The organism is Actinomadura rugatobispora (genome assembly GCF_042656285.1).
Lineage (GTDB): Bacteria > Actinomycetota > Actinomycetes > Streptosporangiales > Streptosporangiaceae > Spirillospora > Spirillospora rugatobispora.
This window is the reverse complement of sequence record NZ_JBHSON010000001.1, coordinates 111,313-126,962: the sequence shown is the minus strand read 5'-3', so window position 1 is coordinate 126,962 and position 15,650 is coordinate 111,313. Positions and strand designations below refer to the sequence as shown.

Here is a 15,650-nt window from a genome sequence, read left to right as displayed (position 1 = left end):
GAACCTCAGCGCTTGTAGCGCTTGCCGTGCATCATGTTGATCATCTGCAGGATGCGGGCCATCTCCTTCTCCGTCCGGTCGAAGGAGGTCAGGTTCATGGGCAGGTTGAACCGGGTCCGCGTGATGGCCTTGGTGCGGGCGAACTCGCGCAGCCCGTCCGCGCCGTGGATGCGGCCGAAGCCCGACTCGCCCACGCCGCCGAACGGCAGCGCCGCCACCATCGCGAAGGCGGCGAAGGCGTTGATGGAGGTCATGCCGGAGCGCATCCGCCGGGCGGCGTCCATCGCGCGGGCCTTGTCGCCGGAGAAGATCGTCCCGGCCAGGCCGTAGCCGGTGCGGTTGGTCTTCTCCAGCGCCTCCTCCAGGTCCTTCACCCGGTGCACGGTGATCGTCGGGCCGAAGGTCTCCTCGCACACGGCGGCGGAGTCGTCGGGCACGTCGGCCAGGACCACCGGCTCCACGTACGGCTTGCGGACCGACTCGGCGCCGCCCACGACCGCCCGGCCGCCCTTGTCGAGGGCGTCCTTGATGTGCCGCTCGATGATGTCGAGCTGGCCCGGCATGGTGATCGGGCCGTAGGCGGCCTCCCGGTCGAAGCCGGGGCGCAGGTCGCGGGCGCGCCGGGTGAGGGCGTCGAGGAAGCGGTCGTAGGCCCGGTCGACGACGTAGATGCGCTCGACGCCGATGCAGGTCTGCCCGGCGTTGGACATCGCGCCCCACAGCGCGGCGTCGGCGGCCGCGTCCAGGTCGGCGTCGGCGTCGACGATGCAGGCGTCCTTGCCGCCGCACTCGGCCACGATCGGGGTGAGGTTGGCCGCGCACGCGGCCATGACCTTCTTGGCGGTGCGCGCCGACCCGGTGAAGGCGATCTTGTCGATGCCGGGGGAGGCGGCCAGCGCCGCGCCGGTGTCGCCGAGGCCGGTGACGGTCTGCAGGACGGGCTGTTCGGGGACGACCCCGGCGACCAGTTCGGCCAGCAGCACCCCGACGCCCGGGGTGAACTCCGACGGCTTGAACACCACCGCGTTGCCGGCGGCGAGCGCGTAGGCGATGGAGCCCATCGGGGTGAAGATCGGGTAGTTCCACGGGCCGATCACGCCGACCACGCCGAGCGGCTGGTACTCCAGCACGGCCTTCTGGTTGAGCGAGGCCACCCCGGGGTGGACGCCGCGCGGGCCGAGCACCTTGCGGGCGTTGCGGGCGGCCCAGTCCAGGTGCAGGATCGCCATGATGGTCTCGAGCTGGGCGTCCTGGACCGGCTTGCCGGTCTCCTGGTGGATGAGCTCGGCCATCCGGTTGAGGTTGCGGGTCAGCGCGCCCTTGATGTTGAGCAGCCGGAGCCGGCGCTCCTTCCAGCCCAGCGCGCTCCACCAGGCGGCGGCGGCGCGGGCGCGCTCGATCGTCTCGTCCACCGCGGCGGCGTCGTGTACCGGGTGCTCGGCGACGACCTCGCCGGTGGCCGGGTTCAGCGAGGCGAACGTCGCGGGGCTCTCCGTGGCCACGGACATGTGGGACCTCCCGGGATGCGCTTCGGCGAGAGCTCAGTAAGCGGATACTTGCACAGCTTACCGGCTAGTACATCACCTTATTGGACGCGCTGCCGATGGAACGTGGCAGTCGCGGCGCCCCGGGCGGCCCCCCCGGTCTCACCGGGCGTCGGGGATCCAGCTCCCGTGGAAGCCGGCCGGGACGCGGCGCGGCAGCCGCACCGACGCCACCCGCGACAGGTCCGAAGCGTCCAGCACCAGCAGCTCCGAGCCGTCGCCGGACGTGTCGGTCACGATCGACATCAGCCAGCCCTCGTCCTCGCCCCGCGCGCCCTCCGCCGGGACGAACGCCGCCTCGCCCGGGATCAGCCCCGGCCCCGGCGCGTGCTCCGCCGACGACCCGCTCCGCAGGTCGTACTTGACGATCGAGTCGCCGGTCACCGTGTAGAGGTAGCGGTGCTCCAGCCCCGTGCGGGCGTCGTCGTGCCTGGGGAACTCCACGCCCCGGTCGTCGAGCGCCTCCTCGGCGACCTTCCCGCCGGACGGGTCGAGCGTCCACCGGTGCAGCCGCGCCACGCCCTGGACCGAGGCCACGGTCACCGTCTCGTGCGCGGGCAGGCCGCCGGTCGTCGCCCACACCTTGTCGAAGTCGCCCGGGGTGTAGCGCGCCGCGTCGAGCACCACCCGTCCGGCCTCGTCCTCGTGGGCGTTGCCGACGTGGAAGACGTAGCACGGGTCGATGTCGAACCAGCGGACCTCGCCCGCCCGCTCCGGATCGCGCGGCATCACGCCGAGCCGGGCGCCGTAGCCGTCGTCCCAGCGGTACGGCATGAGGCCCCGCTCGACCAGCTCCAGGTCGAACACCAGTGGCAGGTCCAGCCACACCACGTGGTTCTCGGTGATCGCGAAGTCGTGCATCATCGTGCCGCCCGGGACGTCGATCTCCCGGCTCTCCACCAGCTCGCCGTCCGCGCTCAGCCGGTGGTAGGTGAGGTAGGGCGGGACGAAGCCGTACCCGAAGAACAGCAGCTCGCCGGTCCGCGGGTCCTCCTTGGGATGCGCGGTCATCGCGCTGGTCAGCCGCCCGCCGAAGTCGCACGGCCCGACGGTGTCGAGCTCGGGCGTCAGCTCGTAGGGGAAGCCCACCTCGATCAGCGCGTAGATCTTCTCGTTGAACGGGATCACGTGCGTGTTGGCGGTGACCGCGGCCCGGTCCACCTCGAAGCCGGCGCCGACCAGCTGCGCGCCGTGGGTGAACTGCCTGGTGCGGACCCAGCGGTTGCGGTACCACTCGGCGCGGCCGCCGCGGAGCCTGATCCCGTGCACCATGCCGTGCCCGGAGAACCAGTGCCGGGTCTCCTCGCCGGGACGGGGGTTGGGGCCGTTGCGGAAGTAGCGTCCCGCCAGCTCGGCCGGGAGGGCGCCGGTGACGGGGAGGTCGACGGCGTCGATCTCGTCGGGGACGGGGGCCATGTGCCCGTCCATCCAGAGGGGGCGGGACGCGGTCGGACCGTTCATTGCTACCTCCTCGACATGTCACTATCGACAGGTCAAAAGTAAATTCTTCCGAAGTGACATGTCAATACTGACAAGTGGAGGCACGAGAACGCCCGGCCGTCCAACGTGCGCGGCCGGGCGTGCGCGGGGGAGCGAAGGAGCGTCAGTCGTTCCAGAACTGGTCTTAGTCGTTCCAGAACTGGAAGAGGGCGAAGCCGGTGCCGATCGGGGAGACGTCCAGGGAGACGCTGCCGGCGTTCAGGGAGAGCCCGAACGGGAACTCGTCCAGGCCGATCGCGCCCGCGATCCCGTAGGTGACGTCGAAGAACGCCTCGTTCACCGGCGGCACCAGCCACAGCATCGTCAGCAGCGCCAGGAACACGTAGCCGCCGTACTCGTTCGCCTTCACCACCCACCGCTTCGGCAGGTACGGCTCCACGATCCCGAAGCCGTCCAGGCCCGGAATCGGCAACAGGTTGAGAACGGCCGCCGTGACCTGCAGGAACGCCAGGAACGCCAGCGCCGCCCAGAACACCCCGTGCGGCCGGTCCGCGAAGTTCTTGAAGATGACCGCCAACATGATCGCGAACAGCACGTTCGTCAGCGGCCCCGCCGCCGACACCAGGCTGTGCCGGATCCGCCCGGCGATCGCGCCCCGGTCGATCCACACCGCCCCGCCCGGCAGCCCGATCCCGCCCAGCAGGATGAACAGCACCGGGATGCCGAAGCTCAGCAGCGGATCGGTGTACCTGGCCGGGTTGAGGGTGAGGTAGCCGCGGGTCGCCACGCTGTGGTCGCCCGACCGGTACGCCAGGTAGGCGTGCCCGAACTCGTGCAGGCACAGCGACAGCACCCACGCGGCCAGCACGAAGCCGAACACCGCGACCCGGGCCGGGGTGGAGGCCATCGCCCCGTACCGCCAGGCGACCAGGCCGCACAGCACGGTGATCCCCACGATCGCGAGGAACACCGGGCTCGGCCGGATCGAGGACCGATCCCGCATGTGGTGTACCGTCCCCATTCCGGTTCCTCTTCCCGCCTGCTCCGGGCGCCGTCGCGCGTCCCCTCGTCCTGCCTGATCTTCGACGCTACCGCCTCCGCCGAGCGCCGGAGCCGCTCCCGGCGGCTCACGGGCCCGCGATCACCGGGACCACGTAGGTGTGCAGGAACCGGCGCTGCGCCGCCGGCTCCCGGTCCCGGTCCATCACGATCAGCGAGGTGATGATCCGGAACAGGAACTCCACCGTGCCCTCCACGTCGATGTCGGCCCGCAGCATCCGGCGTCGCTGCGCCGTCTCGAAGTGCGGCCGGACGTAGTCGCAGCACACCGCCAGCACGTGCTCGGCCGCCCGCGCCACCGCCGCCTGCATGTGCCCGGCGGTCTCCGGCACCAGGAACGCGGCGGTCGCCGGGCGCTCCCGGACGTAGGCGATCGCGTCCATGGTGCCCTCCACCACCGCCTCCGGCACCGAGCGCTCGCCGCGCAGCCGCTCGGCCAGCCGGTCGAGGAAGCGCCGCAGGTCGCGCAGCACCACCGCCATGATCAGTTCGTCCCGGCCCCCGGTGACGCTGCGGTACACCGTCGCCCGCGACAGCTTCGCGGCGGCGGCGATGTCCTCGACCGTCGTCTTGGCCACGCCGAACCGGGCGAAGCACTCCTCGGCCGCGTCGATGATGCGCTCGCGCGTGGTGTCGGTGGTCGCCGGGGGCATGCCTTGCAGATTACCGGGCGCCGTAGGCGCGGAGCGCGACCTCGTCCCCGGCCGTCACCAGCGCCTTGGTGAGGAAGAAGCGGCCCGTGGCGTACTGCCGGTCGGTCGCGGTGCGCAGCCGGAAGTCGGCCTCGCCGGTGAGCTTCCCCATGATCGAGGTCGCGCCGGTGGCGGTGTCGACCGCCACGAGCCGGGGCGGGTCGCCGCCCTCCCCGGCCGTCCTGGGCTGGGCGGCGACGAGCCGGGCGCCGTCCATCGCGATAGGGAACAGGTGGTTGCCGTCGGGATTCCGGGTGCTCCACCGGATACGGCCGGTGGCCAGGTCGAAGGCGACGACCGGCGCCGCGCGGAACCCCTTGGCCGGCGGGCGGCCGTCCCGCCGGACGTAGAGGGTGTCGCCGGTGACCACGACGTTGGTGCAGCGGGTGGGGTCCTGCACGACGATCGTGCAGTCCACCGCGAACCTGCCGGCGTCCAGGCTCGTGACCTGCCTCCCGGACGCGTCGAGGACCACGAACCGCCACGGCCGCTCGCTCGCGCCGTCGCCGGAGCGGAGCCCGATGACGGCGGGACGGCTCGACAGCATCGCCCCCACCGCGTAGCCCGGGGGAACGTCGTAGCTCCAGAGGAGACGGCCGCTGCCCGGATCGAGCCGGTGCACGCGCCGGGCCCGCCCCCGGTCGCAGGACCGTCCGGCCAACAGCACCGGACCGCCCACAAGACCCTTGAACGCGCAGTCCGCGCCCTCACTGCTCCACAGCGGACGGCCGTCGTCCAGGCGGAACGCGGAGACGCCGTAGAGCCGGTCCACGACCACGGTGCCCTCACCGATGACGACCTGGCCCGAGCCGGAGCGGCCGGCGCCGATCGGCCGTTCCCACACCTTCGTCCCGGCCCTCAGGTCGATCACGGCGACCTGCTCGCAGCGCCCCTTCTGGCCGAACTGGACCGCGACCCTGTCTCCGGCGGGCCGGGCCGAGGCCGCGCACACCGTGCCGGACAGCGGCACCGTCCAGCGCGGGTCGCCGGTCGCGGCGTCGTGGCCGGTCACGTCCCGGGCCCGGGTGATCGCCAGCGTCGGCCCGGTCGCCCAGGTCGTCGGCCGCACCGAACCGCCCTGGCCGATCGTCCGGCCGTCGAGGCTCCACAGCAGCGAATCGTCGCGGACGAGCGCGTGGACCAGGCCGAATCCGGCGGGCAGCAGCAGGAGGACCAGCACGACGGCGAGTATCCGGTTCCGTCCGGAAGTGCCCCGCCCGCGTGGATTCATCCCGGGCAGACTAAACGACCCGTGGACTAAACGACCCGTGGACTAGAAGAGCGTGCCCTCGTGCTCGATGCCGCGCAGGGCGTCGTAGTCGAGCGTCACGCACCCGATGCCCCGGTCGGTGGCCAGCACGCGCGCCTGCGGCCGGATCTCCTGCGCCGCGAAGATTCCGCGGACCGGCGCCAGATGCGGGTCGCGGTTGAGCAGCTCCAGGTAGCGGGTCAGCTGCTCCACCCCGTCGATCTCGCCGCGCCGCTTGATCTCGACCGCGACCGTGGCCTGGTCGGAGTCCCGGCACAGGATGTCCACCGGGCCGATCGCGGTCGGGTACTCGCGGCGGATCAGCGACCAGCCGTCGCCCAGCGTGGTGATGTGCTCGGCGAGCAGCTCCTGCAGGTGCGCCTCCACGCCGTCCTTGACCAGGCCGGGGTCCAGGCCGAGCTCGTGGCTGGAGTCGTGCACGATCTCGTTGACGGTCAGGATCAGCCGCTCGCCGGACTTGCCGTGCGTGACCGTCCACCGGGCGATGGCGCCGTTCTCCTCGTACGGCTCCTCGCGGAGCGTGCACGGCGGGTTCATCCAGTTCAGCGGCTTGTACGCGCGGTCGTCGGCATGCACGCTCACGCTGCCGTCGGCCTTGATGAGCACCAGTCTGAGGGCCATCGGCAGATGGGCGGTGAGCTTGCCGGCATAGTCCACGCTGCAGCGGGCGATTACGAGACGCACGAGGCCCCACCCTATTGACTCCCGGGCCTGCTCGTGCGGAGCTTCCGCTCGTCTAAGCCGTTCCCAGGCATCGCCTAGGACGTTCCACACCGGGCCTGAGGCATCTAAGGCGCTCTAGGCCGCCTAGATAGGGCTTAGTCCCGATGTGGGGGCACCCGCCTTAGAACGAACCTTGATGATGTCGGGCCGAGTGAGTGGCCCGCAGCCAAGGAGGGGCGATGTTCCACAACGACATCATGTACTCGGTGATGCAGGAGCGTGCCCGTGACAAGCGGGCCGAGGCGAAGAACGCTCGCGACATCAACGTGTTCCGCAGGGCCCGGAAGTTCTGGGCGGAGGAGGCCGCGCAGCTCCCCGAGCAGCGCGGACCCCGCCGGGGCGCGCGTGCCCGGGGCGCGGCGCCGGCCGCCGGTCGCTGAACCGGACGGCTGTCAAGCCCTGGAATTCTCACGGAGGCGTGGTTAGCGTCACGGGTGGTGGGTGCTCATCACAGTCGGTGAAAGGAACCCCGATGTCCCTTGACGTGACCCCCGAACTCCTCGAGACGGCGCAGCAGGGCGAGGTCGACGACGCCGCGTTCGTCGAGTGCATCCGGTCCTCCCTGCCCTACGCCTGGGAGATGATCAGCGGTCTGGTGGCGCGGCTGCAGGTCGACGGCGGCGAGTTCGCCGACAACCTGACGCCGCCGCCGGACGAGCAGGCGCGCGGCCAGCTGCTGCGGGTGCTGGCCAGCGACGCCATGCGCGGCACGCTGGAGCGGTACTTCGGCGTGAAGCTGGCCTTCCAGAACTGCCACCGCGTCGCGGTCTTCCCCACGGGCGATTCGGCGTCGTACCGGACGTTCGTGACGGCGCGGGAGCAGATCCTCAACCAGTCTCCCGAGCTCCGCGACTGCTGAGCGGGACCTGTCGTACGGGCCGTCACCGCCGGAAGAGCCTCCGGCCGGTGACGGCCCGGCCGCGTTCTCAGGGGGCGATGCCGGCCCGCACGAGGGGGAGGACCTCCTCGCCCAGGCGGGCGATGTTCTCCAGCGTGGCGCCGTCGGATCCGGCCCCTTCCACCATGAGGACGAGGTGCCTGATCCCGGTGCGCCGCACGGTGCCGATCATCGCGTCGGCGCAGTCCCGCGGCGACCCGACCGGATGCAGGTCGCAGAGTTTCCGGGTGTAGTCGAGCGGGTCCTGCCGGGTCCGGGGACGGTCGTCCACCGGCACGTAGCCGTCCAGGCCGGGGCCCAGCCAGCGCGGCATCTCGCGCAGCAGCGTCGCCACCGCCTCCCCGCGGCTGCCGGCCACCTGCGCGAGATGGGTGGAGACGTGCGGCAGCCCCGGCCGGCCGTGCCGTGCGAGCGCCGCGGCCTTCTCCTCGTCGCCGACGTGCATGCCCAGCAGCATCGGCAGCCCGCGCTCGGCCGCGAGCCGCTCGGTCTCCGGCGAGGTGGCCGCGACCGCGATCGGCGGCGGCGCCTGGAGCCTCGGCACGACGGGCACCTCGCGGAAGGTGAAGTGCCCGCCCGTCCAGCCGAGGCGTTCGGTGCCGCTCAGCCAGGCGGTCAGCAGGTCAAGGGACTCGGCGAACCCGTCCTCGTAGCGGGACAGCCCGGTGCCGAACACCTCCAAATCCCGCCACGGCCCGCCGCGTCCCACGCCGAGGCGGAACCGTCCGCCGGAGACGAGGGAGAGCAGCGCGGCCTGCTCGGCGAGGGCCACCGGATGCTGGCTCGACAGGACGCTGACGGCCGTGCCGACGTGCACGCGGCGGGTGAGGCCGAGCAGGTGCCCGGCCAGCGTGGCGGCGGACGGCACGACGCCGTACGCCATGAAGTGGTGCTCGGCCAGCCACACGTCGTCGAAGCCGGCGCGTTCCGCGGTGAGGGCCGCCTCGACCGTGCGGGCGAGGGCGGCGGCGTCGTCCTGGCCCGGGAAGCGGGCCGCGAGAAGGAAGATTCCAAAGCGCACGCCCCGGTCCTACCCGGCCTCGGGGGGCCCGCGGCGCTCTGCGAGACTGCGGGGCATGACTGGTGGTTCGTTCAGCAGGGTCGGGGTCGTCGGGCTGGGCACGATGGGCGCGGGCATCGCCGAGGTGCTGGCCCGCGGTGGCCTGGCGGTCGTGGGAATCGAGGTGGACGCGGGCGCGCTCGAACGCGGCCGCGGCCACCTGGAGGGGTCGACCGGACGCGCCGTCAAGCGCGGCCGGCTGACCGAGGAGGCCCGCGCCGAGATCATCGGCCGGGTGCGCTTCTCCACCGACTTCGCCGACCTGGGCGACTGCGACCTGGTGATCGAGGCGGTCCCGGAGCGGCTGGACCTCAAGCGGAAGGTGTTCGCCGAGCTCGACCGGGTGTGCCGGGACGACGCGGTGCTGGCGACCAACACCTCCTCGCTGTCGGTCACCCAGATCGCGGCCACCACCGGGCGGCCCGCCAAGGTCGTGGGCGTGCACTTCTTCAACCCCGCGCCGGTGATGCGGCTGGTCGAGGTGATCGGGACCGTGCTCACCGAGCCGGGCGCGGTGGAGCGGGTCGCCGACCTGGTGAAGGGCCTCGGCAAGACCCCGGTGACGATCGGCGACCGGGCCGGGTTCGTCGCCAACCGGCTGCTGTTCGGCTACCTGAACCAGGCGGCGAACATGCTGGAGTCCGGGCACGCCACCCGCGACGACATCGACACGGCGATGACGGCCGGCGCCGGGCTGCCGATGGGGCCGTTCACGCTGATGGACCTGATCGGCCTGGACACCTGCCTCGGCGTGCTGGACGCGGTCTACGACGAGACGCGCGACCAGCGGCACGCGCCCTCGCCCGTCCTTTCGGAACTGGTGCGGGCGGGCCTGCTGGGACGCAAGACCGGCCGCGGCTTCTACTCCTACGGCAAGAAGGACGCCGAGCCCGAGGCGGCGGCGGAGGCCGCGGAGCCGCCGGTCGTCGGGATCGTGGCCGCCGGCGCGGGCGCGGCCGGGTTCGCCGCGGCCGTCGCCGAGCGCGCCGCGGGCGGGCGCGTCCACCTGGTCGCCGCGGGCGACGACGCCCGCGCCGAGGTGGAGAAGGCCCTGCAGGAGAGCGGGGGCGCGGGCGTGGCCGGCATCGGCACCGACCCGGCCGACCTGGCGGGCTGCGACCTGATCATCATCGAGGCCGGGGCCGGCACCGGGTTCCAGGAGGCGGTCGCGGGCGCGGCCAAGCCTGGCGCGGTCCTCGCCGTCACCGACCCGCTCGTGCCGGTGCTGCCGCAGGCGCTCGCCACCGGCCGTCCCGCCGACGTGGTCGGGCTGCACCTGCCCGAGGCCGGGAGCGGGCTGGCCGAGATCGCGACCACGGCGGCCTGCGGCGACGGCGTCGCCGACCGGGCCGCGGAGCTGGTGGCCGCGCTCGGGCTGGTCCCGGTGCGGTGCCGCGGCCGGGCCGGGTTCATCGTGGACGCGCTGCGCTTCCCGTACCTGAACGACGCCGCGACGATGCTGGAGACCGGCTACGCCGACGGCGCCTCGATCGACGCGGCCATGACGCTGGGCTGCGGCTACCCGTCCGGGCCCGTCGCGGACCTGGGACGGCTCGGCGCGGACCGCGCGGTGACCGTGCTGCGGGCGCTGCACGAGGAGCGCCACGAGCCCGCGCTGGCGCCCGCGCGGATCCTGCGGGAGCACGCCGCGGCAGGGCTTCCGGTGGGCTGAGCCGGTGGGCTGAGGAGACGGGCGGGCGTGGCCGATCCCGGCCGCCCGCCCTCCTATCCTGGTGGCCATGAGCCCGCGCAAGAATCGCCGTGAAACGCCGGATCCCCGACCCTCCGGCGGCGGCGGTTCCGCGCTCTGGTCCCAGCGGACGGAGGAGGGCGCCGACGGCGACTGGAATGTCCGCACGATCGCCGGGGCCAACGCCACCAAGGCGTACCGCTGCCCCGGCTGCGACCAGGAGATCCCGCCGGGCGTGGGGCACGTGGTGGCCTGGCCGGCCGACGGGCGGGGCGACGCCGACGACCGGCGGCACTGGCACCGCCCCTGCTGGCAGGCCCGCGACCGCAGGCGGCCGCGCACGCGGCGCTCCCGCGACGCCCCCCGCCACTGAGCCGTCCCGCGCGGCCCGCCGTGCGGTTCCGACCCGACCGAGCGACGCAGGACGAAGGAGAGCGATGGGGGAGATCCGGGCGAGCACCGTGCTTCCGGCCCGGCGTGAGGCGATCACGCTGCACACCGGCGACGGGCTGGAACTGGTCGGCGAGCTGGCGCTGCCCGCCGACCGGCCGCCGGTGGCCACGCTGGTCTGCCTGCACCCGCTGCCGACGGCCGAGGGCATGATGGACAGCCACGTCCTGCGCAAGGCCTCGTACCGGCTGCCCGCGCTCGCCGGGATCGCGGTGCTGCGCTTCAACACGCGCGGGACGACGTCCGTGCACGGCACCAGCCAGGGCGAGTTCGGCGGCGGCGAGACCGAGCGGTTCGACGTGGCGGCGGCGCTGGAGTACGCCGAGTTCAACGATCTGCCGCATCCGTGGCTGCTGGGCTGGTCGTTCGGCACCGAGCTGGCCCTGAAGTGGGGCCGCGACCCGCTGGTGGAGGGCGCGATCCTGCTGTCGCCGCCGCTGCACCGCGCCGGTGACGCCGACCTCGACGCCTGGGGCGAGGACGGGCGGCCGGTGGTGGCGCTGGTGCCCGAGTTCGACGACTACCTGCGCCCGGCCGAGGCCAGGGAGCGGTTCAAGCGGATCCCGCAGGCCGAGGTGGTCGCGGTGGACGGCGCCAAGCACCTGTGGGTGGGCGAGCCGTACGTCCGGATCGTGCTCGGCGAGATCGTGAAGCGGGTCGCGCCGGACGCCTGGCCGCTGCCCGCCGAATGGGACGGCCCCACCGTCCAAAAGGAGCAAAAGGGGCAATAAACCCGGGCGACCGATCACGGCCACACTCCCCGCCCGACCCCGATCACGGGTGACGATTGCGTAGCCGTCACGTGGACGGCCGCCTTCCGCGGCCGCACGAGGGGAGGACCACGCCGCCATGACCGTGCAGCTCTACGCGAGGGACATCGGGGCCGGAACGCCGCTGGTGCTGCTGCACGCCTTCCCCCTGTCCTCGTCCATGTGGCTCGCCCAGCGCGAGGGCCTGGCCGGCCGGTTCCGCGTGATCACCCCGGATCTGCGCGGCTTCGGCGGCTCACGGCTGGGCGACGGCGAACCCTCGGTCGACGCCATGGCCGACGACGTCGCCCGGCTGTTCGCGCGGACGGGACTGTCCCGCGCGGTCGTCGGCGGGCTGTCCCTGGGCGGCTACGTCGCGATGGCCCTGTGCCGCCGCCACCCCGACCTCGTCCACGGCCTGCTGCTGGCCGGCACCAGGGCCGGCGCCGACACCGACGACGTCCGCGGGACCCGGCTCCGGCAGGCCGAGCGGCTCGAACGCGACGGCGACGTGACCGTCCTCCTCGACGAGGTCCTGCCCGACCTGGTCGGGCCCACCACCTTCCAGCAGCGGGCCCTGGTGTACGGGCGGGTGCGCGGGCTCGTCCAGTCCACCCCGGCGGCCGCCGCCGCGTGGGCGCAGCGGGCCATGGCGGCGCGCGGCGACGCGTCCGGGACGCTGCGCGAGCTGAACGTCCCCGCCCTGGTCATGGTCGGCGACGAGGACGCCCTCGCCACCGAGGCCGACGCGCGGGCGGTGGCCGAGGCCCTGCCCAACGCCGAGCTGACGGTCGTCCCGCGCGCCGGGCACCTGTGCGCGGTCGAGCAGCCCGACCTGTTCAACCAGGCCGCCGCCGAGTTCGCCGCCGCCCTGGCCCGCGCGCGCTAGCTCGATTTCGGCGCGCTAGATCGATTCCTGGCGCGGCATCCACACCTCGCGGATCACCAGCGAGATCGCCGCCGCGGTCGGGATCGCCAGCAGCGCCCCGATCACGCCCAGCAGCGCCGCCCCGATCAGCGCCGCCACCACCGTCACCGCGGGCTGGACGTCCACCGTCCGTTTCATCACCCGCGGATACACCAGGTAGTTCTCCACCTGCTGGTAGATCACGTAGAAGATCAGGCAGATGATCCCCTCCGGCAGCCCGGTGAGGAAGGCCACCAGCGTGACGATCACCGCCCCGATGGTCGCGCCGATCAGCGGGATCAGGTCGGTCACCGCCACGATCAGCGCCAGCGCCAGCGCGTACGGCACCCCGAGGATCTCCAGGAAGATGTAACTGGTGACCCCGGCGATGAACGCGATCGTGAACTGGCCGGCCACGTACCCGCCGATCCGGTCCAGGATCTCGTCGCCCAACAGCGCCACCCGGGCCCGCCGGGAGCGCGGCGCGAGCTGGTAGAAGAACGTCTTGATCTGCGGCAGCGAGCCCAGGAAGTACAGCGACAGGATCAGGATCGTCAGCGTCTGCACGGTGCCCGACAGCGCCTGCCGGCCGACCTCCAGGGCGCGCTCGGCGAGGGTCTGCTGGAAGTCCGAATCGTTGATCTTGGCCTGGACCTGCTCCAGCAGCTTGTACCGCCGGTCCCACTCGGCGATCTTCTGGTTGTTCTGCAGCTGCTCGATGTACTCGGGAACGCTCCTGGTCAGCGCCGTGATCTGCTCGGTCAGCGGCGGGACGAGCGAGGCCACGAACCCGGCGAAGAACAGCACCACCATCAGGAACACCACGGCGACCGCCCAGCCGCGCGACAGCCCGATCCGCTTCAGCCGCTCCACGGCCGGGTTCAGCCCGACCGCCAGGAACATCGCCACCACGATCGTGATGATCACCGACTGGGCGCTGGCCGCGGCGCGGACCAGCAGCCACGCGGTGATGACGCCGAGCGCGCCGGTGAAGCCGAACACGAACGGGTGCGCGTTGCCCAGCGGCTGGCCGGGCCGTCCGAACGGGAAGCGGTGGTCGACCCCGGCCTCGCGCTTGCGCTGCTCGATGTCGTGCGCGGGGTCGGGCGCGGTGCCGGAGACGGTGTCCTCCGTGACGGCCCCCTGTGCGATCTTCCCCTTCCCGATCGCGACGGGCAGGGGACGGTCGTCCTCGCTCTCGTCGTCGCCCTTGTCCTCTGTCTTGCGGGGAGGGTCGGGGATGTCGTCGGGGGGCGGCACGTCCCCCAGACGCACCGAACCGCCGGAGGGCACGGCCTGCAACGCCGCCTGCTCGACCGCGTCGTCCTGCGTGACCTGCTCGGGTTGCCCGGCCTGCCCGGCCTGCCCGGGTGGCTCGGCCTGCTCGGCCCGGTCGAGGTCGCCGGCCTGGTCGTCGGCCGGAGGGGACGGGGCGGGCACGGGTGGGCGCGGTTCGTCTCCCGCGCCTTCGGGAGCGGCAGGCCGGTCCTTGCTGGGGGGCTCGTCGGGCACGCCACTCTCCTCGTTCTCCGTCTATCTCCATCCGGGACGCGGACCCGGGACACAGAAAAGCCTAGAGGCAGTGAGCACCTCTAGGCTTTCCCGTCGTTCAGCGGCGGTCGTGCCCGGCCGCGCGGGCCGGGCACGGGCGGCTCACTCCTGCCACCAGTCCTCGTCGTCGTCCTCGGACTTCTTGGCCTGGGCGCCCTTGGCGGGCCCGGCGGCCTTGGCCGCGGGCTGCTTGGCCTGCGCCGGAGCGGCCGCGGGGGCCGGCTTCGGCTCGGGCGAGGACAGCGCGGGCTTCTCCGGCGGCGCGGTCAGCTCCTCGGCGCCGCCCATCGACGGCGCGACGCCGCCGATCAGCTGGCGCAGCTGGTTGAGGTGGCTGGTGATGCTGTCGCGCTGGCGGGTGAGCTCGTCCACCTGGCGCTGCGCGGCGGTGCGGACCCGGTCGGCCTCGGCCTTGGTCTCGGCGAGCAGCTGCTCGGCCTGCGACTTGGCCTCGGCGATGACCTGGTCGGAGTTCTTGCGCGCGTTCGCCATGAGCTGCTTGGCGTGCGAGTCGGCCTCGCGCCGCGTCTGCTCGGCCTGCTGGGTGGCCTTGGCGGCGCGCTGCTCGGCGGAGGCGGCGCGCTGCTCGGCCTCGGCGACCAGCTTCTGCGTGGCGGCCTGCGCGGCGGAGTGCCGCTCGGCGTCCTGCCGGTCGGCCTCCTCGCGGCGGGCGGCCAGCTGGATCTCGAACTCGGCCTCGGCCTGGGCGCGCTGGGCCTCGCTCTCCTCGAGGATGCGCTGGGCCTGGGCCCGCATCTCGTCGGCCTGCCGCTTGGCCGTGGTGAGGATCTCGTCGCGCTCGCGCTTGGTCGAGGCGCGCAGCTGGGCGACCTCGCGCTCGGTCGTGGTGCGCAGCTTGGCGATCTCACGCTCGGCGCTGGCGCGCTTCTCGGCGACCTCGTGGTCGGCGGTGGCGCGCAGCTTGGCGACCTCGCGCTCGGTGGTCGAGGTCAGCTCGTCGGCCTCGCGCCGCGCCGAGGTGCGGACGTCCTCGGCCTCGCGCTCGGCCGCGTTGCGCATCTCATCGCCCTCGCGCTGGGCGGTGGCGCGCATCTCGGACGCCTCGTTCTCGGTGGTGGCGCGGAGTTCGGCCGCGTCCACCTTGGCGGCGGCCTTGATCTCGTTGGCCTCCGACCGGGCGGCCTGGACGAGCTCGGTGGCCTGCTCCTCGGCGAGCCGGAGCAACTGCTCGATGCGGGCGCCGAGACCGGAATAGGTCGGGCGTTCCTGCTCCTGCAGCTGGCGATGCGCGTCCGACAGCTCCCGCTGCAGGGCCTGGGTCGATTCACGCGCCTGCCGGACCTCGTTGTCGAGCTGTTTGATGTGCTCGTCGACCTGGTGCCGGTCGTAGCCGCGGAGCACCACGTCGAACTCGCGTGGGGGCGTGTCTTCGAAGAAGTTGCTGAGCTGGGCGTCGATGTCGGACTGCATGTGGCTCAATCCTGATGTGACGGGGCTACGGGTGGTTCCGGGGACCGGTTGATCGCCTGGCTTTGTCGGCGCACGGCCCCAGACCTCTTCCGGCGACAGAAGCGTACTCCGCGAGCTGCCGTGTTGGGGGCTCATCTTGACGCGCTGCGCATTTTGTCGTGTTTGTAAAGTCGCCGCTGACCTCGC

At 72.8% G+C, this 15,650-nt stretch carries 15 protein-coding genes; 6 read left to right on the top strand and 9 right to left on the bottom strand.

Features of this window, described 5'->3' with window-relative positions:
* Positions 1–5 precede the first annotated feature (5 nt).
* From ACFPZN_RS00515 to nucS, 6 genes are all read right to left on the bottom strand, one after another.
* Positions 6–1,508 carry an aldehyde dehydrogenase family protein gene (locus ACFPZN_RS00515; RefSeq protein ID WP_378278932.1) on the bottom strand — a complete coding sequence of 501 codons (1,503 nt, stop codon included), beginning with the start codon at positions 1,506–1,508 and terminating at the stop codon, positions 6–8.
* Between the two features lie 138 nt (positions 1,509–1,646).
* Positions 1,647–3,005, bottom strand: a complete 1,359-nt coding sequence (locus ACFPZN_RS00510; RefSeq protein ID WP_378278930.1) for a carotenoid oxygenase family protein — start codon at positions 3,003–3,005, stop codon at positions 1,647–1,649.
* Between the two features lie 163 nt (positions 3,006–3,168).
* On the bottom strand, positions 3,169–3,987 hold the full coding sequence (locus ACFPZN_RS00505; RefSeq protein WP_378278928.1) for a site-2 protease family protein: 819 nt from the start codon (positions 3,985–3,987) through the stop codon (positions 3,169–3,171).
* A 124-nt stretch (positions 3,988–4,111) separates the two neighbouring features.
* Entirely contained in the window at positions 4,112–4,696 is a 585-nt protein-coding gene (locus ACFPZN_RS00500; RefSeq protein WP_378278926.1) for a TetR/AcrR family transcriptional regulator, read from the bottom strand.
* 10 nt (positions 4,697–4,706) lie between these two features.
* Positions 4,707–5,915 carry an outer membrane protein assembly factor BamB family protein gene (locus tag ACFPZN_RS00495; RefSeq protein ID WP_378278924.1) on the bottom strand — a complete coding sequence of 403 codons (1,209 nt, stop codon included), beginning with the start codon at positions 5,913–5,915 and terminating at the stop codon, positions 4,707–4,709.
* Between the two features lie 93 nt (positions 5,916–6,008).
* Complete coding sequence (gene nucS / locus ACFPZN_RS00490; protein WP_378278922.1) at positions 6,009–6,689, bottom strand: endonuclease NucS; 681 nt, start codon at positions 6,687–6,689, stop codon at positions 6,009–6,011.
* A gap of 218 nt (positions 6,690–6,907) precedes the next feature.
* On the opposite strand from nucS, the gene ACFPZN_RS00485 reads away from it, so the two are divergent.
* Both ACFPZN_RS00485 and ACFPZN_RS00480 read left to right on the top strand, forming a co-directional pair.
* A complete protein-coding gene (locus ACFPZN_RS00485) occupies positions 6,908–7,108 on the top strand; it encodes a hypothetical protein (RefSeq protein WP_378278921.1) in 201 nt (66 codons plus the stop codon).
* A gap of 92 nt (positions 7,109–7,200) precedes the next feature.
* Positions 7,201–7,587: an SCO5389 family protein gene (locus ACFPZN_RS00480; RefSeq protein WP_378278919.1), complete on the top strand. Its 387-nt coding sequence runs from the start codon at positions 7,201–7,203 to the stop codon at positions 7,585–7,587.
* Positions 7,588–7,654: 67 nt separating this feature from the next.
* On the opposite strand, the gene ACFPZN_RS00475 is transcribed toward ACFPZN_RS00480, so the two are convergent.
* Positions 7,655–8,647, bottom strand: a complete 993-nt coding sequence (locus ACFPZN_RS00475; protein WP_378278917.1) for an LLM class flavin-dependent oxidoreductase — start codon at positions 8,645–8,647, stop codon at positions 7,655–7,657.
* Between the two features lie 55 nt (positions 8,648–8,702).
* Here ACFPZN_RS00475 and ACFPZN_RS00470 point away from each other — a divergent pair, with 55 nt between their 5' ends.
* From ACFPZN_RS00470 to ACFPZN_RS00455, 4 genes are all read left to right on the top strand, one after another.
* Positions 8,703–10,358 carry a 3-hydroxyacyl-CoA dehydrogenase family protein gene (locus tag ACFPZN_RS00470; protein ID WP_378278915.1) on the top strand — a complete coding sequence of 552 codons (1,656 nt, stop codon included), beginning with the start codon at positions 8,703–8,705 and terminating at the stop codon, positions 10,356–10,358.
* Positions 10,359–10,425: 67 nt separating this feature from the next.
* Complete coding sequence (locus ACFPZN_RS00465) at positions 10,426–10,749, top strand: ATP/GTP-binding protein (RefSeq protein WP_378278913.1); 324 nt, start codon at positions 10,426–10,428, stop codon at positions 10,747–10,749.
* A 64-nt stretch (positions 10,750–10,813) separates the two neighbouring features.
* Positions 10,814–11,557 (top strand): alpha/beta hydrolase, encoded by a 744-nt coding sequence (locus ACFPZN_RS00460; protein WP_378278911.1) that lies wholly within the window; start codon positions 10,814–10,816, stop codon positions 11,555–11,557.
* Positions 11,558–11,675: 118 nt separating this feature from the next.
* The gene (locus ACFPZN_RS00455; protein WP_378278909.1) at positions 11,676–12,464 is read left to right on the top strand and encodes an alpha/beta fold hydrolase; all 789 of its coding nucleotides are present in this window, start codon (positions 11,676–11,678) and stop codon (positions 12,462–12,464) included.
* Between the two features lie 15 nt (positions 12,465–12,479).
* On the opposite strand, the gene ACFPZN_RS00450 is transcribed toward ACFPZN_RS00455, so the two are convergent.
* Together ACFPZN_RS00450 and ACFPZN_RS00445 are read right to left on the bottom strand one after the other, a co-directional pair.
* A complete protein-coding gene (locus ACFPZN_RS00450; protein WP_378278907.1) occupies positions 12,480–13,994 on the bottom strand; it encodes an AI-2E family transporter in 1,515 nt (504 codons plus the stop codon).
* A 141-nt stretch (positions 13,995–14,135) separates the two neighbouring features.
* Positions 14,136–15,464, bottom strand: a complete 1,329-nt coding sequence (locus tag ACFPZN_RS00445; protein ID WP_378278905.1) for a DivIVA domain-containing protein — start codon at positions 15,462–15,464, stop codon at positions 14,136–14,138.
* Positions 15,465–15,650 lie beyond the last annotated feature (186 nt).